19 protein-coding genes are annotated in these 17,319 nt (G+C 53.7%); 11 read left to right on the forward strand and 8 right to left on the reverse strand.

Annotated features, from left to right (window positions below; all coding sequences use genetic code 11):
- Window positions 1-21: 21 nt before the first annotated feature.
- The gene (locus tag FDW88_RS13235; protein WP_048212444.1) at window positions 22-624 is read right to left on the reverse strand and encodes a peroxiredoxin; all 603 of its coding nucleotides are present in this window, start codon (window positions 622-624) and stop codon (window positions 22-24) included.
- Window positions 625-791: 167 nt separating this feature from the next.
- The gene (acpH, locus tag FDW88_RS13240) at window positions 792-1,373 is read right to left on the reverse strand and encodes an ACP phosphodiesterase (protein WP_096758095.1); all 582 of its coding nucleotides are present in this window, start codon (window positions 1,371-1,373) and stop codon (window positions 792-794) included.
- A gap of 93 nt (window positions 1,374-1,466) precedes the next feature.
- On the opposite strand from acpH, the gene queA reads away from it, so the two are divergent.
- The 5 genes from queA to secF are packed head-to-tail and all read left to right on the forward strand — an operon-like array spanning window position 1,467 to window position 6,930.
- Window positions 1,467-2,537 (forward strand): tRNA preQ1(34) S-adenosylmethionine ribosyltransferase-isomerase QueA, encoded by a 1,071-nt coding sequence (queA, locus tag FDW88_RS13245; RefSeq protein WP_096758094.1) that lies wholly within the window; start codon window positions 1,467-1,469, stop codon window positions 2,535-2,537.
- A gap of 53 nt (window positions 2,538-2,590) precedes the next feature.
- Window positions 2,591-3,718 carry a tRNA guanosine(34) transglycosylase Tgt gene (gene tgt / locus FDW88_RS13250; RefSeq protein ID WP_137362729.1) on the forward strand — a complete coding sequence of 376 codons (1,128 nt, stop codon included), beginning with the start codon at window positions 2,591-2,593 and terminating at the stop codon, window positions 3,716-3,718.
- 22 nt (window positions 3,719-3,740) lie between these two features.
- Window positions 3,741-4,073 (forward strand): preprotein translocase subunit YajC, encoded by a 333-nt coding sequence (gene yajC / locus FDW88_RS13255; RefSeq protein ID WP_052283894.1) that lies wholly within the window; start codon window positions 3,741-3,743, stop codon window positions 4,071-4,073.
- 27 nt (window positions 4,074-4,100) lie between these two features.
- Window positions 4,101-5,948 carry a protein translocase subunit SecD gene (secD, locus tag FDW88_RS13260; protein ID WP_096758092.1) on the forward strand — a complete coding sequence of 616 codons (1,848 nt, stop codon included), beginning with the start codon at window positions 4,101-4,103 and terminating at the stop codon, window positions 5,946-5,948.
- A gap of 10 nt (window positions 5,949-5,958) precedes the next feature.
- On the forward strand, window positions 5,959-6,930 hold the full coding sequence (secF, locus tag FDW88_RS13265; protein ID WP_096758091.1) for a protein translocase subunit SecF: 972 nt from the start codon (window positions 5,959-5,961) through the stop codon (window positions 6,928-6,930).
- A 176-nt stretch (window positions 6,931-7,106) separates the two neighbouring features.
- Here the strand turns inward: secF and FDW88_RS13270 are convergent, their stop codons facing one another.
- Together FDW88_RS13270 and FDW88_RS13275 are read right to left on the reverse strand one after the other, a co-directional pair.
- Entirely contained in the window at window positions 7,107-7,970 is an 864-nt protein-coding gene (locus tag FDW88_RS13270; protein WP_096758090.1) for a nucleoside-specific channel-forming protein Tsx, read from the reverse strand.
- Between the two features lie 298 nt (window positions 7,971-8,268).
- Entirely contained in the window at window positions 8,269-8,808 is a 540-nt protein-coding gene (locus FDW88_RS13275) for a DUF3251 domain-containing protein (RefSeq protein ID WP_137362730.1), read from the reverse strand.
- Window positions 8,809-8,962: 154 nt separating this feature from the next.
- On the opposite strand from FDW88_RS13275, the gene nrdR reads away from it, so the two are divergent.
- The 6 genes from nrdR to pgpA all read left to right on the forward strand — a co-directional run bounded on the left by nrdR (window position 8,963) and on the right by pgpA (window position 13,065).
- A complete protein-coding gene (gene nrdR, locus FDW88_RS13280) occupies window positions 8,963-9,412 on the forward strand; it encodes a transcriptional regulator NrdR (protein WP_096758088.1) in 450 nt (149 codons plus the stop codon).
- Window positions 9,413-9,415: 3 nt separating this feature from the next.
- On the forward strand, window positions 9,416-10,519 hold the full coding sequence (gene ribD, locus FDW88_RS13285; RefSeq protein ID WP_096758087.1) for a bifunctional diaminohydroxyphosphoribosylaminopyrimidine deaminase/5-amino-6-(5-phosphoribosylamino)uracil reductase RibD: 1,104 nt from the start codon (window positions 9,416-9,418) through the stop codon (window positions 10,517-10,519).
- Between the two features lie 86 nt (window positions 10,520-10,605).
- Entirely contained in the window at window positions 10,606-11,076 is a 471-nt protein-coding gene (gene ribE / locus FDW88_RS13290) for a 6,7-dimethyl-8-ribityllumazine synthase (protein ID WP_003021575.1), read from the forward strand.
- Window positions 11,077-11,095: 19 nt separating this feature from the next.
- On the forward strand, window positions 11,096-11,515 hold the full coding sequence (nusB, locus tag FDW88_RS13295) for a transcription antitermination factor NusB (protein ID WP_096758086.1): 420 nt from the start codon (window positions 11,096-11,098) through the stop codon (window positions 11,513-11,515).
- 76 nt (window positions 11,516-11,591) lie between these two features.
- Complete coding sequence (thiL, locus tag FDW88_RS13300; protein WP_135912468.1) at window positions 11,592-12,569, forward strand: thiamine-phosphate kinase; 978 nt, start codon at window positions 11,592-11,594, stop codon at window positions 12,567-12,569.
- The gene (gene pgpA, locus FDW88_RS13305) at window positions 12,547-13,065 is read left to right on the forward strand and encodes a phosphatidylglycerophosphatase A (RefSeq protein ID WP_096758084.1); all 519 of its coding nucleotides are present in this window, start codon (window positions 12,547-12,549) and stop codon (window positions 13,063-13,065) included. The genes thiL and pgpA overlap by 23 nt, the downstream gene beginning before the upstream one ends.
- Before the next feature lie 58 nt (window positions 13,066-13,123).
- On the opposite strand, the gene FDW88_RS13310 is transcribed toward pgpA, so the two are convergent.
- From FDW88_RS13310 to xseB, 4 genes are read right to left on the reverse strand one after another with little or no spacing between them, the layout of a single operon-like run.
- The gene (locus FDW88_RS13310; RefSeq protein WP_137362731.1) at window positions 13,124-14,098 is read right to left on the reverse strand and encodes an aldo/keto reductase; all 975 of its coding nucleotides are present in this window, start codon (window positions 14,096-14,098) and stop codon (window positions 13,124-13,126) included.
- A gap of 55 nt (window positions 14,099-14,153) precedes the next feature.
- Window positions 14,154-16,016: a 1-deoxy-D-xylulose-5-phosphate synthase gene (gene dxs, locus FDW88_RS13315; protein WP_115259241.1), complete on the reverse strand. Its 1,863-nt coding sequence runs from the start codon at window positions 16,014-16,016 to the stop codon at window positions 14,154-14,156.
- 24 nt (window positions 16,017-16,040) lie between these two features.
- Window positions 16,041-16,940: a (2E,6E)-farnesyl diphosphate synthase gene (ispA, locus tag FDW88_RS13320; RefSeq protein WP_115259240.1), complete on the reverse strand. Its 900-nt coding sequence runs from the start codon at window positions 16,938-16,940 to the stop codon at window positions 16,041-16,043.
- Complete coding sequence (xseB, locus tag FDW88_RS13325; protein WP_096759458.1) at window positions 16,941-17,183, reverse strand: exodeoxyribonuclease VII small subunit; 243 nt, start codon at window positions 17,181-17,183, stop codon at window positions 16,941-16,943. It lies immediately after the preceding gene.
- Window positions 17,184-17,319 lie beyond the last annotated feature (136 nt).

The raw sequence follows: 17,319 nt of genomic DNA on the forward strand, positions 1-17,319 counted from the left end.
GCCTTGTTCAATTCATGCCAATTACAGGCTGGAGACGTTTTCGGTCAGGTATTTTGCCACGCCGTCCGGAGACGCGTTCATACCTTCTTTACCTTTTTCCCACTGTGCAGGGCAAACGTCACCGTGCTCTTCGTGGAACTGCAGCGCGTCAACCATACGCAGCATTTCGTCGATGTTACGACCCAGCGGCAGATCGTTAACCACCTGGTGGCGAACAACGCCGTTCGCGTCGATCAGGAAAGAACCGCGCAGAGCAACGCCCGCTTCCGGGTGCTCGATGCCGTAAGCTTTCTGGATTTCGCGCTTGATGTCAGCAACCATTGCGTATTTCACTGCACCGATGCCGCCTTTGTCGACAGGGGTGTTACGCCATGCGTTATGGACAAATTCAGAGTCAAAAGAAACGCCAACCACTTCAACGCCGCGCTTCTGGAATTCTTCGTAACGTTTGTCGAACGCGATCAGTTCAGACGGGCAAACGAAGGTGAAGTCCATCGGCCAGAAGAACAGAACGGTGGTTTTACCGTTGGTATGCTGTTTGAAGTTGAAGTTATCAACAATCTCACCGCTACCCAGTACCGCAGCTGCTGTGAAATCCGGAGCCTGACGAGTTACCAGTACCATATAATTCTCCTGCAAAGTTAAGGGTTTTTTGGAACGCAACGCGGGCCAGTATAGAGAGTGTTCGGGAATAAGACAAAGAGGCGCTGACAATCAATGAGACAGGTTTTGGCTATCAATGTTTTGCCGGATGGTGGCGTCACCTTATTCGGCCCAGTGCTGTCGGGTGATCAAAGTGCTTTACGGCGGGCCTGTTCCATCATCTGCGGATAAAAACGCCAGAAGCGTTCTTCCAGCGCGTCGTAATGTCTGTCCAGGTCATACCACGAGTCGCGCAGGGCATCGAGACGCGGGCGGCGGCTGGCCATGCCATTGAGCACATCCTGGATAAAATCCATATCCTGATAGCGCTCCAGCCATTTCTCTGACCACATGTAATTGTTCAGATTGACAAAGCGCGGCGGCGATTCAGGCAAGATTGTGGCAACCTGAGTATGGGCGTAGCGGACAAAGGCTGCTAATGGGAAGTCGGGCGAGATTTCTGCCCAGTGGCGCGATAAAAAGTGATCCCACATCACGTCGAGCGTAATCGGCGCGACGCGGCGCGTTTCGCTGCGAAACCACTCTTTAGCTTCACGGACTTCCGGCAGGTTGTCGGTCATGACGTCGATTCGACGATGCATGAAAATGCCGTCCACCACCTCAGGCGCAAAACTGGATGCCGGGTTTCCGCGAACAAAATCCGCCAGCAGGTTGCCGGAGAGTGAACTGTCGGCTAAATGCGCCAGATGTAAATGTGCAAGAAAATTCATTATCGATTATCTGTCCAAAAGCGGGGTAAAGGTTGCAGGGAAAGCGCCCCGGCACTAGACTACCCGCCTCTTATTTTAGTCTGAGTCAGTGTCATGCGCGTTACCGATTTCACCTTTGAACTTCCTGAATCCCTGATTGCCCACTATCCGCAAGCAGAGCGCAGTAGCTGCCGTTTGCTGTCGCTGGATGGGCCAACGGGCGCGCTGACGCACGGTACTTTCACCGATTTGCTCGACAAGCTCAACCCCGGAGATCTTCTGGTCTTTAACAATACCCGCGTGATCCCGGCCCGCCTGTTTGGGCGTAAAGCCAGCGGCGGCAAGATTGAAGTGCTGGTTGAGCGCATGCTCGATGACAAACGTATTCTGGCTCATATTCGCGCATCCAAAGCGCCGAAGCCGGGTGCTGAGCTGTTGCTGGGCGATGATGAAAGCATTAAAGCGACGATGGTTGCGCGCCATGATGCGCTGTTTGAAGTGGCGTTTGACGACGAACGCAGCGTACTGGATATCCTCAACGCCATCGGCCATATGCCGCTGCCGCCGTATATCGACCGCCCGGATGAAGACGCCGACCGTGAACTGTACCAGACCGTATACAGCGAAAAACCTGGCGCCGTGGCGGCACCGACAGCGGGTCTGCACTTTGACGATCCGTTACTGGCAAAACTGCGTGAAAAGGGCATTGAGATGGCGTTTGTGACGCTGCACGTTGGGGCGGGGACGTTCCAGCCGGTGCGCGTAGACACCATTGAAGATCACATCATGCATTCCGAATATGCGGAAGTTCCGCAGGACGTGGTCGACGCGGTACTGGCGGCGAAAGCGCGCGGTAATCGCGTGATCGCGGTAGGGACGACCTCAGTTCGTTCGCTGGAAAGCGCGGCTCAGGCGGCGAAAAATGATCTGATTGAACCGTTCTTCGGGGATACGCAAATCTTTATCTACCCGGGCTATCAGTACAACGTCATCGATGCGCTGGTAACCAACTTCCATCTCCCTGAATCGACATTGATTATGTTGGTTTCGGCGTTTGCAGGTTATAAAAACACCATGAACGCCTATCATGAAGCGGTTAAAGCGGAATATCGCTTTTTTAGTTACGGTGATGCGATGTTTATCACGTACAATCCGCAGGCTATTTCTGAGCGTGTCGGGGAGTAAGTTCCCGGCATGAGTATTTTACGTCGGACTGTTTTTCTGACGCAGGAGTTAAGATGAAATTTGAACTGGATACCACAGACGGTCGCGCTCGCCGCGGACGCCTTGTTTTTGATCGTGGCGTAGTGGAAACGCCTGCTTTTATGCCTGTCGGTACCTACGGTACGGTGAAAGGTATGACGCCGGAAGAAGTTGAAGCGACCGGCGCACAAATTATTCTCGGCAACACGTTCCACCTGTGGCTGCGCCCAGGACAGGAAATCATGAAGCTGCATGGCGATTTGCATGACTTCATGCAGTGGAAAGGACCGATCCTTACCGATTCCGGCGGTTTCCAGGTATTCAGCCTGGGCGATATCCGTAAGATTACCGAGCAGGGTGTACATTTCCGCAACCCGATCAACGGCGATCCGATTTTCCTCGATCCTGAGAAATCGATGGAGATTCAATACGATCTCGGTTCCGATATCGTGATGATTTTCGACGAATGTACACCGTACCCGGCTGACTGGGACTATGCTAAACGCTCGATGGAGATGTCATTGCGTTGGGCGCAGCGCAGCCGTGACCGTTTTGATAGCCTCGGCAACAAAAATGCGCTTTTTGGCATCATTCAGGGCAGCGTTTACGAAGATTTACGTGATATCTCTGTTAAAGGTCTGGTAGATATAGGCTTTGATGGCTACGCTGTCGGCGGTTTGGCTGTGGGTGAACCGAAAGAAGACATGCACCTTATTCTGGAACATGTTTGCCCACAAATTCCGGCAGATAAACCTCGTTACCTGATGGGCGTCGGCAAACCAGAAGATCTGGTTGAAGGCGTGCGTCGTGGTATCGATATGTTTGACTGTGTGATGCCAACGCGAAATGCCCGTAATGGCCATTTGTTTGTGACTGACGGCGTGGTAAAAATTCGTAACGCGAAACATAAAAGCGACACCAGTCCACTCGACGCTGAGTGCGATTGTTACACCTGTCGCAATTATTCACGCGCTTACTTGCATCATCTTGACCGTTGCAACGAAATATTGGGCGCGCGACTCAATACCATTCATAACCTTCGCTACTACCAGCGCTTGATGGCGGGTTTACGCAAGGCTATTGAAGAGGGTAAATTAGAGAGCTTCGTAACCGATTTTTACCAACGTCAGGGTCGACCTGTTCCACCTGTGAACGTTGATTAATTTTAATAATGAGGGAATTTGAATGAGCTTTTTTATTTCTGATGCGGTAGCGGCAACAGGTGCTCCGGCGCAGGGCAGCCCGATGTCTCTGATTCTGATGCTGGTGGTGTTTGGTCTGATTTTCTACTTCATGATCCTGCGTCCACAGCAAAAGCGTACCAAAGAGCATAAAAATCTGATGAGCTCCATTGCCAAAGGTGATGAAGTCCTGACGAACGGTGGCCTGGTCGGTCGTGTGACCAAAGTAGCGGAAACTGGCTACATCTCTATCGCACTGAACGACACCACTGAAGTGGTTATCAAACGTGACTTCGTAGCTGCCGTTCTGCCGAAAGGCACCATGAAGGCGCTGTAATATTCCGTTTTCCCAAAGGGAACTGCCGTGTTAAACCGTTATCCTTTGTGGAAGTACATCATGCTGGTCGTCGTGATTATCGTCGGCCTGCTTTACGCACTTCCCAACCTGTATGGTGAGGATCCGGCTGTTCAAATCACTGGCGTGCGCGGTGCCGCCGCCAGTGAGCAAACGCTGATCCAGGTCCAGAAAACGTTACAAGAAGAAAAAATCACACCTAAGTCTGTGGCTCTGGAAGAGGGCGCTATTCTTGCGCGCTTCGACTCCACCGATACCCAATTGCGCGCACGTGAAGTGCTGCTGGGCGTGCTGGGTGATCAATACGTCGTGGCGCTTAACCTTGCTCCGGCAACCCCTCGCTGGCTGGCTGCTATTCACGCGGAACCGATGAAACTCGGTCTTGATCTGCGTGGTGGCGTTCACTTCCTGATGGAAGTGGATATGGACACCGCGCTGGGTAAACTGCAGGAACAAAATATCGATAGCCTGCGCAGCGATCTGCGTGAAAAAGGCATTCCTTATACTACCGTTCGTAAAGAAGATAACTACGGTCTGAGCATCACCTTCCGTGATGGCAAGGCGCGTGACGACGCGATCTCTTATCTGAGCAAGCGTCATCAGGATCTGGTTATTTCCAGCCAGGGCAGCAATGCGCTGCGTGCAGTGATGACCGATGCACGTCTGAGTGAAGCCCGTGAGTACGCGGTACAGCAGAACATCAATATTCTGCGTAATCGTGTTAACCAACTGGGTGTCGCTGAGCCGGTTGTTCAACGCCAGGGCGCCGACCGCATCGTGGTCGAACTGCCGGGTATTCAGGACACCGCGCGTGCGAAAGAGATTCTGGGCGCAACGGCGACGCTGGAGTTCCGTCTGGTAAACACCAACGTGGACCAGTCTGCGGCGGCATCCGGGCGCGTACCGGGTGACTCGGAAGTGAAACAGTCTCGTGAAGGACAGCCGGTTGTGCTGTATAAACGCGTGATCCTGACCGGTGACCATATCACCGATTCCACTTCCAGCCAGGACGAATACAATCAGCCGCAGGTTAACATCTCGCTGGATAGCGCGGGTGGTAACATCATGTCTAACTTCACCAAGGATAACATCGGTAAGCCGATGGCGACCCTGTTCGTGGAGTACAAAGACAGCGGTAAAAAAGATGCGAATGGCCGTTCAGTGCTGGTGAAACAGGAAGAGGTGATTAACATCGCCAACATCCAGTCTCGCTTGGGCAACAGCTTCCGTATCACCGGTATCAACAACCCGAATGAAGCGCGTCAGCTTTCACTGCTGCTACGTGCCGGTGCGTTGATTGCGCCGATTCAGATTGTTGAAGAACGCACCATCGGCCCGACTCTGGGTATGCAGAACATCAAGCAGGGTCTGGAAGCGTGTCTGGCTGGTCTGGCTGTTTCTATTCTGTTTATGATCTTCTTCTACAAGAAGTTTGGTTTGATTGCGACCAGCGCGCTGATTGCGAACCTGGTACTGATTGTCGGTATCATGTCGCTGCTGCCGGGCGCTACGCTAAGTATGCCGGGTATCGCGGGGATCGTCTTAACCCTTGCCGTAGCGGTCGATGCGAACGTACTGATCAACGAACGTATCAAAGAAGAGTTGAGTAACGGACGTTCGATTCAGCAGGCGATCAACGAAGGTTATGCTGGCGCATTCAGTTCCATCTTCGATGCGAACATCACGACGCTGATTAAAGTTCTGATCCTGTATGCAGTCGGTACCGGGGCAATTAAAGGGTTCGCGATTACTACCGGTATTGGTGTGGCGACGTCGATGTTTACCGCGATCGTCGGGACACGTGCCATCGTAAACCTGTTGTATGGCGGCAAGCGCGTCAAAAAGCTGTCAATCTGAGGAGTGCGAAGTGGCACAGGAATATACTGTTGAACAATTGAACCACGGCCGTAAAGTCATCGACTTTATGCGCTGGGACTACTGGGCTTTCGGCATCTCTGGTTTCCTGCTGATTGCGGCCATCGTGGTGATGGGCGTACGTGGCTTTAACTGGGGGCTCGATTTCACCGGTGGTACGGTAATTGAAATCACGCTGGAAAAACCGGCGGAAATGGACGTGATGCGCGATGCGCTGGAGAAAGCGGGCTTCGTCGAGCCGCTGCTGCAGAACTTCGGTAGCAGCCACGACATTATGGTACGTATGCCGCCAACCGAAGGTGAAAACGGTGGGCAAGTGCTGGGTAGCAAGGTGCTGAGCGTCATTAACGAAGCCACCAACCAGCATGCAGCGGTGAAGCGTATCGAATTCGTCGGGCCTAGCGTCGGTGCCGATCTGGCACAAAACGGTGCGATGGCGCTGATCGTGGCGCTGATCTCCATCCTCGTGTACGTCGGTTTCCGCTTTGAGTGGCGACTGGCGGCGGGCGTGGTTATCTCGCTGGCGCACGACGTGATCATCACGCTTGGGATCCTGTCGTTGTTCCATATCGAGATTGACCTGACTATCGTCGCATCGTTGATGTCGGTTATCGGTTACTCGCTGAACGACAGCATCGTGGTTTCTGACCGTATTCGTGAGAACTTCCGCAAAATCCGTCGCGGGACGCCTTATGAAATCTTTAACGTGTCGTTGACCCAAACGCTGCACCGTACGTTGATTACCTCCGGTACAACGTTAGTGGTTATTCTGATGCTGTACCTCTTTGGTGGTCCGGTACTGGAAGGCTTCTCGCTGACTATGCTTATCGGTGTGTCCATCGGTACCGCGTCGTCTATCTACGTGGCATCGGCGCTGGCGCTGAAGCTGGGTATGAAGCGTGAGCACATGCTGCAGCAGAAAGTTGAGAAAGAAGGGGCGGATCAGCCGTCTATTCTGCCTTAACCGACGCAGGGCGTTACATTAGAATCCCGATCGCAAGGTCGGGATTTTTTTTGCCTGAAGAAAGCCTACAAATTGTCTATGGGCTTTCTTTAGACAAAAAAAACCAGCAATTAAGCTGGCTCTTGTATACCTGGGCCGGATAAGCATAGCGCCATCCGGCGACAATCAACCTCAATTTAGAAGTTGTAACCTACAACAAAGTAACCACCCCAACCGGTAGATTTCGCACTGAAGTCGCCTTCGCCCCAGTTCAGAGTATCTCCACCTTTCCACTGGCCGCCGTTATGGAAGTAACGAGCCACTACGGAGTAGTGCCAGTGATCGTAGTTCAGCGCCAGAACGTGGCTGGAGGCGATAGAGTTGCTGGTGCGGTTCGGATCATCGCCCAGATCTGAGCCCCAGTCGAAGTTGGTGAAGCCGATGTAGGTCAACTGACCGCCCCAAACCTGGGTGATCGGCACAAAATATTTCACTTTAAAACGGTAGCCATCCCATTCGTTTTCGTTGGATGCGCCATAGTTCTGCCACTGGTATTTGGCATAGACGTTCAGAGACAGGCCCATCGGCAGACCGGTGTCGATATCGGTACCCAGACCCATGTACCAGGTGCTCTGGCGGCTGGCTTTGTTATCACCCATGTCGTAGATGTAGTTGTTGGCGAAGTACCACTCTTTGAACGGACCAAAGCTCAGGTCAGCACCGGTCAGTTTGTCGATGGAGAAACGCGGTTCGATTTCCATAAACAGCGGGGAACCGTCAGACCAGATACCTTTATCGTTGCCGTTACCCCAATCAAAGGTCTTAGGAATATCGATGTAGCCATAGAAATCAAACCAGTCTTTTTTGGCAAACGCTTCGTATTCCAGGTAAACGTCGTTGTTCAGTTTCGGAGAGAAACGGGTGTGGTAGCTGCCGACAACGTTAACGCTCTGGTGCCACCAGTCGGACAGGTATTCCGGTTTGTTGTTTTCTGCTGCATTAGCAGTGAAAGACGAGGAGAGCGCCAGCACTGCACCGGCTGCAAGTAATGTTTTTTTCATATGTATGCCACTGTTTGAAATCCCTTTCGGGAGTGAAAAAGGCGCAATTTGCGTTTCTAAATATTTCGTAATTCTTCGGAGCCTATTATAAAAATCATTGTTCACAAAAATATGTCTTGTTTCACAGTTCTATCATTTACGTAATCGATTGCGTTCACGTTTGCGTACTTTAGGCGGCGAATTGTACTGACTCCCATGAATGTTGCCAAGTTTTACTAAAAATATCGGTGATGTCAGCGGAGTAACAAAATGACGGGGATGGGTGTTGCGGAACGCACAAAACGCTCCGCAAAAAAGTTTATTGGGTCACAGGCTGGATGTCATGGATGCGTACAAAGCCGAGTTGGTCAAGCGACAGGCCATTGAGCTGTAGCGGAATGTCTACGTCACTGGGGGCAAGAAGGCTTGCCGGAGCGTTGATCAATTCATTCTTAACGTTCACTTCCTGATAGTTGTCCGTGGTGCCCTGGATTTGCCCGTACTCTACGGTGGCGCTAAATGCCGGTAACGGTGTGTTGGATTCTCCCTGAATGCGCAGCGTCAGGCGCGTACCTTCCGCATTCGGTGCAATATTGACCAGTGACATGCGGAGCGTACCAATCTGGCTGTTCAGGCGGGCGGGGGTTTTCGAACCCGGTAATAAATAGACGCCGCGGGTGGATTTCGCATTCAACATATTTTGTTGCGTTATTTTTACCGTTTCCTGATTGAGCTGGGTCATCTCTTTGCTCAAGGTACTTACGCTTTGATGCATCTGTCGTACTTCAGCTTGCTGTGCGCAGGCATTAAGACTAAAGAGGCTTCCCACCAGGAGAATTCTTAGGTAACGTCTTGTCATTATGATTACTTCCTACATTGTCGCGATAGCATAATGGTAGTGTGCTTAGAGCACGAAGGCATCGCTCCTTTGTCTCAAAAGCGCTCTGCCTTTGTTGTCGCGCCAGTTCAGGGTAAAATAGATCTCTATGAACCACTGAGGTACAGGACGCCGTATGCATTGCCCATTCTGTTTCGCCGTAGACACTAAGGTAATTGACTCTCGTCTTGTCGGCGAGGGCTCTTCAGTACGCCGCCGTCGGCAGTGTCTGGTCTGTAACGAACGTTTTACCACTTTTGAAGTGGCAGAACTGGTTATGCCACGCGTTGTAAAAAGCAACGACGTGCGCGAGCCTTTTAATGAAGAGAAGCTGCGCAGCGGCATGCTGAGAGCGCTTGAGAAACGGCCGGTCAGCGCAGATGACGTCGAAATGGCGTTAAACCATATAAAATCACAGCTGCGTGGGACGGGCGAGCGCGAGGTGCCGAGTAAAATGATCGGTAATCTGGTGATGGAGCAACTGAAAAAGCTCGATAAAGTGGCCTACATCCGTTTTGCTTCGGTTTACCGGAGCTTTGAAGATATCAAAGAATTTGGCGAAGAGATTGCTCGCCTACAGGATTAAGCCATGCAGGATGAGTTGTACATGGCGCGAGCGCTGAAGCTGGCCGCGCGTGGACGTTTCACGACCCACCCTAATCCCAACGTGGGCTGTGTCATTGTTAAAGACGGGGAAATCGTCGGTGAAGGATATCATCACCGTGCGGGCGAACCCCATGCCGAGGTCCATGCGTTGCGTATGGCCGGTGTTAAAGCGCAGGGGGCAACCGCCTACGTCACGCTCGAACCGTGCAGTCATCACGGGCGTACGCCGCCGTGCTGCGATGCGCTGATTGCTGCGGGCGTGACGCGTGTTGTTGCCGCGATGCAGGATCCTAACCCGCAGGTGGCGGGGCGTGGACTTTACCGCTTGCAGCAGGCCGGTATTGATGTCAGCCACGGCATGATGATGAACGACGTCGAACAGCTGAATAAAGGTTTTCTCAAGCGGATGCGCACCGGATTTCCGTATGTTCAGCTTAAGCTCGGCGCATCGCTTGACGGCCGTACGGCGATGGCCAGCGGCGAAAGCCAGTGGATAACCTCACCACAGGCACGTCGCGACGTGCAGCGCCTGCGTGCGCAAAGCCATGCTATTTTAACCAGCAGCGCCACGGTGCTGGCTGACGACCCCCAGCTTACCGTCCGTTGGTCGGAGCTTGATGAATCGACCCAGGCGCTGTATCCGCAGGAAAACCTGCGTCAGCCAATCCGCATTGTTCTCGATCGTCAAAACCAGGTCACACCTGAACATCGTATTGTGCAGCAGCCGGGAGAAACCTGGATTGCGCGCAGCAGCGACGATTCGCGTATCTGGCCGGAGAGTGTTCGCACGCTGAATGTGCCGGAGCATAACGGGAATCTGGATCTGGTGGTGTTGATGATGCAACTGGGCAAGCAGCAAATTAACAGCATTTGGGTTGAGGCTGGCCCAACGCTTGCAGGCGCATTATTGCAGGCCGGGGTGGTGGATGAGCTAATCGTCTATGTTGCGCCTAAACTGTTAGGCAGTGACGCGCGAGGATTATGTGTGCTGCCAGGCCTTGAGAAACTGGCCGATGCCCCCCATTTCAAATTCAACGAGATACGCCATGTAGGTCCGGACGTTTGCCTGCATTTAGTGAGCGCATGATCTCCCGGTTCGAAAGGGAAGCAGCGCACAGATTATTATGATAAAATCCGCCCCCCTGCGGGGTCTAGTGAATCCGAAGGAAGAATATGAACATTATTGAAGCTAACGTTGCTACTCCGGACGCTCGCGTCGCCATCACCATTGCGCGTTTCAACAACTTTATCAATGACAGCCTGCTGGAAGGTGCTATCGACGCCCTGAAGCGTATTGGCCAGGTTAAAGATGAAAACATTACCGTCGTTTGGGTTCCAGGCGCGTATGAGCTGCCGCTGGCAGCTGATGCACTGGCGAAAACCGGTAAATATGACGCGGTGATTGCGCTGGGTACAGTTATCCGTGGCGGTACCGCACACTTCGAATATGTGGCTGGCGGTGCAAGCAATGGCCTGGCGCACGTCGCTCAGGACAGCGGTATTCCGGTAGCCTTCGGTGTTCTGACCACCGAAAGTATTGAACAAGCCATCGAACGTGCTGGCACGAAAGCCGGTAATAAAGGCGCAGAAGCTGCACTGACCGCGCTTGAAATGATTAATGTATTGAAAGCCATTAAGGCCTGATTTTTGTAAGGGGAAATCCGTGAAACCTGCTGCTCGTCGCCGCGCCCGTGAGTGTGCCGTCCAGGCGCTCTACTCCTGGCAGTTGTCCCAGAACGACATCTCTGATGTTGAATACCAGTTCCTGGCGGAACAGGACGTGAAAGATGTCGACGTCCTGTATTTTCGTGAACTGCTGTCCGGGGTGGCGACTAACAGCGCGTACCTGGATGGCCTGATGAAGCCTTACCTGTCTCGTCTGCTGGAAGAGCTGGGTCAGGTAGAGAAAGCCGTACTGCGTATTGCACTGTTTGAACTGTCTAAACGTAGTGATGTGCCGTATAAAGTGGCCATCAACGAAGCGATTGAACTGGCGAAAACCTTCGGTGCCGAAGATAGCCACAAGTTCGTCAACGGCGTACTGGATAAAGCAGCACCTGCGATTCGCCCCAACAAAAAGTGATCGCCAGGCCGGCAGGATGGCGGAATCTTTTTCCGCTGTCGCCGGCCTTTTCTTTTTTCCTGCTGAGGCATAACGTATGGCATGTGGCGAATTCTCCCTGATTGCCCGTTATTTTGACCGTGTTAGAAGCTCTCGTCTTGACGTCGAAACCGGCATTGGTGACGATTGCGCACTCCTGAACATCCCTGAAAAACAAACGCTGGCGATCAGCACCGACACGCTGGTGGCAGGCAATCACTTCCTTCCCGATATTGATCCAACGGACCTGGCCTGGAAAGCGCTGGCGGTTAATTTAAGCGATCTGGCGGCGATGGGAGCTGACCCGGCATGGCTGACGCTGGCGCTCACGTTACCTGACGTTGATGAATCCTGGCTCGAAGCCTTCAGTGACAGCCTGTTTGAACTCCTTAATTACTATGATATGCAGCTGATTGGCGGTGATACCACGCGTGGGCCACTGTCGATGACGTTGGGTATCCATGGCTACGTCCCGGTCGGGCGAGCCTTAAAACGCTCGGGTGCGAAGCCGGGTGACTGGATTTACGTTACCGGTACGCCGGGCGACAGTGCTGCCGGTTTGGCTATTCTGCAAAACCGATTGCAGGTAACAGATGCCAAAGACGCGGAGTATCTGCTTAAACGTCACCTGCGTCCCACGCCGAGAATTTTACAGGGGCAGGCCCTGCGCGACCTGGCCAGTGCGGCTATCGATCTTTCCGACGGTCTGATTTCCGATCTCGGACATATCGTTAATGCCAGCGGTTGCGGCGTGCGCGTTAATGTCGATGCGTTACCGTATTCCACGGCATTATCTCAGCACGTTGAGCCGGAGCAGGCGCTGCGCTGGGCGCTCTCAGGTGGTGAAGATTATGAGTTATGCTTTACCGTACCGGAAATAAACCGTGGTGCACTGGACGTCGCGCTGGGGCATCTTGGCGTATCATTTACCTGCATTGGGCAGATGAGTGCGGACGTGGAAGGGATGCACTTTACGCGTGACGGTAAGCCTGTCACGTTTGACTGGAAAGGATATGACCATTTTGCTGCGCCTTAAAAAAGATGTCGCAAAAAGCCGTTTGAGTATGCGTAATCCGTGGCACCTGTTGGCCACCGGATTCGGCAGCGGATTAAGTCCAATTATACCCGGTACCATGGGATCGCTGGCGGCGATCCCATTTTGGTATTTGATGACGTTTCTGCCGTGGCAGCTGTATTCACTGGTCGTCATGCTGGCTATTTGTATCGGTGTCTATCTGTGCCATCAAACGGCGAAAGATATGGGTGTACACGATCACGGTAGTATCGTCTGGGATGAGTTTGTCGGGATGTGGATAACCCTGATGGCTCTGCCGACACTCGACTGGCAGTGGGTCGCCGCCGGATTTGTGATTTTCCGCATTCTGGATATGTGGAAGCCCTGGCCGATCCGCTGGTTCGATCGTAACGTGCATGGCGGTACGGGGATTATGATCGACGATATTGTGGCGGGGATACTTTCCGCAGGGATCCTCTATTTTATCGGGCATCACTGGCCGCTTGGCATTATTTAACCCTTACCAGGGTTATGTTGTAGGCCCGATAAGCACAGCGCCATCGGGCAATACCAGATTATTTAAATCCCACCACCGGATGCTGTTTGTACGGCATTTCCAGTTCGGCAATCTGTTCCGGTTTTAGCGTTAAATCGACCGCGTTGAGCAACTCATCCAGCTGTTCTTCGCGCGAGGCGCCAATTATGGGCGCAGCGACGCCCGGTTTGCTCAGCAGCCACGCCAGCGCTACCTGCGCGCGCGAAGCGCCGATTTCCTCACTCACCCCGGTTAACCGTTCCGCTATTCTCGCGTCGTTTTCATCACTCTCGCGGTACAGATTTTTTCCGACTTCATCCGACACGACACGCGCGGTCGTTTCTCCCCAGGGGCGCGTCAGACGTCCCCGTGCCAGTGGGCTCCACGGGATCACCGCCACGCCTTCCTGGTAGCACAGCGGCAGCATGTCGCGTTCTTCTTCACGGTAGATAAGGTTGTAGTGATCCTGCATGCTGACAAACTGTGCCCAGCCGTGTTGTTTCTGCAAGGCCAGCGCCTGCGCAAACTGGGAGGCGTGCATCGAAGAGGCGCCGATATAGCGTGCTTTGCCGGACTTCACCACGTCGTTGAGCGCTTCCAGGGTTTCTTCGATAGGCGTGTTGTAATCCCAGCGGTGAATTTGCAGGATATCGACATAGTCCATGCCAAGGCGAGTCAGGCTGTCGTCGATAGAACGCAGGATTTGCGCCCGGGATAACCCTTCCGCTAAATCATCTACCTGGTGAAATACTTTTGTGGCGACCACCACCTCGTCGCGGCGGGCGAAGTCACGCAGGGCGCGACCGACAATTTCTTCGCTGCTGCCAGCGGAGTAACTATTGGCAGTATCAAAAAAGTTAATACCGCCTTCAAGAGCATGTTTGATAATTGGGCGACTGCTTTCTTCCGGCAGCGTCCAGGCGTGGTTGCCGCGATTGGGTTCGCCAAACGTCATGCAGCCCAGACAAAGGCGAGAAACCCGAAGGTCAGTTTTTCCTAAGAGGTTGTATTGCATATTCCGCTCCTGCTTAGCGTGTTAATCATTAAGCATAGCAGGAGCGGGGAGGGGATTATGCCAGCCAGGCCTTGATTTTGGCCTCAATGCCGGCGGCATCAAGACCGAGATCGGCGCGCGCTTCGTCCTGTGTCCCCTGTGGGATGAAGAAGTCAGGCAGACCAATGTTAAGCACCGGAACCGGCTTACGATGCGCCATCAGCACTTCGTTTACACCGCTGCCCGCGCCGCCCATAATGGCGTTTTCTTCCAGCGTAACCAGCACCTCGTGACGGGCCGCCATCTCCAGAATCAACGTTTCGTCCAGTGGTTTGACAAAGCGCATATCGACCAACGTGGCGTTCAGCGATTCCGCAACCTGAGCGGCTTCTGGCATCAGGGTGCCGAAGTTAAGGATTGCCACTTTTGTCCCGTGACGCTTCACGATGCCTTTACCAATAGGTAATTTTTCCAGCGGGGTCAGCTCAACACCAACCGCATTACCGCGCGGGTAGCGTACCACGGCCGGGCCGTTAGTGTAGTGATAACCGGTAAACAGCATCTGGCGGCATTCGTTTTCATCGCTCGGGGTCATAATGACCATCTCCGGGATGCAGCGCAGGAAAGAAAGATCGAACGCGCCCTGGTGGGTTTGTCCATCTGCGCCCACGATCCCCGCGCGATCCACGGCGAACAGGACCGGCAGTTTCTGAATGGCGACATCATGCAGCACCTGATCGTAGGCGCGTTGCAGGAAGGTGGAATAAATCGCGACCACCGGCTTATAGCCGCCAATTGCCAGTCCGGCAGCAAAGGTCACCGCATGCTGCTCGGCAATCGCCACGTCGAAGTAGCGGTCCGGGAATTTACGCGAAAACTCCACCATACCGGAACCTTCACGCATGGCCGGGGTGATCGCCATCAGCTTGTTGTCTTTGGCCGCCGTTTCGCACAGCCAGTCGCCGAAGATTTTGGAGTAGCTCGGCAGGCCGCCGCTGCTTTTCGGCAGACATCCGCTGGACGGATCGAATTTGGGTACCGCATGGAACGTGATTGGGTCTTTTTCTGCAGGCTCATAGCCACGACCTTTTTTGGTCATGATGTGCAGGAACTGCGGGCCTTTCAGGTCGCGCATGTTCTTCAGCGTGGTGATCAGTCCCAGCACGTCGTGACCGTCTACCGGGCCGATGTAGTTAAAGCCCAATTCTTCAAACAGCGTACCCGGCACTACCATACCTTTAATGTGTTCTTCGGTACGTTTAAGCAGCTCTTTTATCGGCGGCACGCCGGAGAAGACTTTCTTCCCGCCTTCACGCAATGAGGAATACAGTTTGCCGGAGAGCAGTTGTGCCAGGTGGTTGTTCAGCGCGCCGACGTTTTCTGAAATCGACATTTCGTTGTCGTTCAGGATAACCAGCATGTCGGGCTTAATATCGCCCGCGTGGTTCATGGCTTCAAACGCCATGCCGGCAGTGATGGCACCGTCGCCAATCACGCAAACGGTACGGCGTTCTTTGCCTTCTTTCTCGGCGGCAACTGCAATGCCAATACCGGCGCTGATGGAGGTGGAGGAGTGTCCGACGCTTAAAACGTCATACTCGCTCTCGCCACGCCAGGGGAACGGATGCAGGCCACCTTTTTGGCGGATGGTGCCGATTTTATCGCGGCGCCCCGTCAGAATTTTGTGCGGGTACGCCTGATGTCCCACATCCCAGATTAACTGGTCAAACGGGGTGTTGTAGACGTAGTGCAGCGCGACGGTCAGCTCCACCGTGCCCAGACCGGAGGCAAAATGCCCGCTGGAACGGCTCACGCTGTCGAGCAAATAGCGGCGCAGTTCGTCGCAAAGCTTGGGCAGGCTCTCTTTTGGCAGCAGGCGTAACTCCTGGGTGGAGTCGACCAGCGCCAGGGTCGGGTATTTGGCTATATCAAAACTCATCGCAAGCTCATCGGATATGTTGGTTTATTTATCACGCTGGATTATGTAGTCCGCTAGCGCTTCCAGTGCCGAGGTATCGAGTGACTGTGCGGCCAGCAGACTGAGTGACTGGCGGGCATCCTCGATTAAATCCCGGGCTTTATTCCGGGCTTGCTCAAGACCCAGAAGTGCAGGATAGGTACTTTTGCCAAGCTGCTGGTCGGCACCCTGACGTTTACCCAATGTTGCAGTATCGCCTACCACATCCAGTATGTCATCCTGAACCTGGAACGCCAGACCGATGCTTTCGGCGTACTTGTCGAGTATCGGCAGGACGTTTCGGCCTTGGTCTCCGGCACTTAATGCCCCCAGACGCACGGCGGCGCGAATCAAGGCCCCGGTTTTATGGCGATGGATTTTCTCCAGCGCCTCCAGCTCAACCTGGAGGCCTTCAGCTGCCAGATCCAGCGCCTGACCGCCGCACATGCCGGCAATACCGCTGGCCTGAGCCAGTTCAGAGATCATGGCGATGCGGTCACGGTCGGCGACCTCCGGCATGGGGGCGTCACTGATAATGGAAAACGCCAGCGTTTGCAGCGCATCACCCGCTAAAATCGCATTCGCCTCGCCAAACTTAACGTGGCAGGTCGGCAGGCCGCGTCGCAGATCGTCGTCGTCCATCGCGGGTAAATCATCGTGCATCAGCGAATAAGCATGGATGCACTCAACCGCCGCGGCGGGAGCGTCGAGCGTACTCAGGCTGACGCCAAACATCTGACCGGTTGCGTATACCAGGAATGGGCGCAGACGTTTACCGCCTAATAATGCGCCATACTGCATGGTCTCGACCACGGGAGTGTTCTGAAAGGGCAATGGCGCGATAAAACGGCTCAGTGCCTGGTTGGCCTGCTCAACGCAAGCCTGTAGCTGCTGCGTAAAATCCATTTACTCATTATCCGGTGTAAAAGGCGTGAGGGCGGCATCTTCCGTCTCAGACAGCAGGATTTGCACGCGCTGTTCAGCCTGTTGCAACTTAACCTGTCCCTGACGCGCCAGCTGTACGCCACGTTCGAATTCGTTCAGCGCCTCTTCCAGCGGCAGGTCGCCGCTTTCCAGACGGGTAACAATCTGTTCCAGCTCGCTCAGCGCTGTTTCAAAGCTGGCGGGCGCTTCATTTTTCTTCGGCATAATGAATGTCTGACTCTCAATATTTTCAGCCCAAGCCATGGTAACGGACTTAGAGCAATTATCAAATAATGCGCAATGTGCACAGGAAGCTCGCGTAGTGGTATACTTCCGCGCCTGGATGCAGCCGCAGGTATGG

The organism is Citrobacter sp. wls829 (assembly GCF_005280825.1).
GTDB classification, from domain to species: Bacteria; Pseudomonadota; Gammaproteobacteria; order Enterobacterales; family Enterobacteriaceae; genus Citrobacter; species Citrobacter gillenii.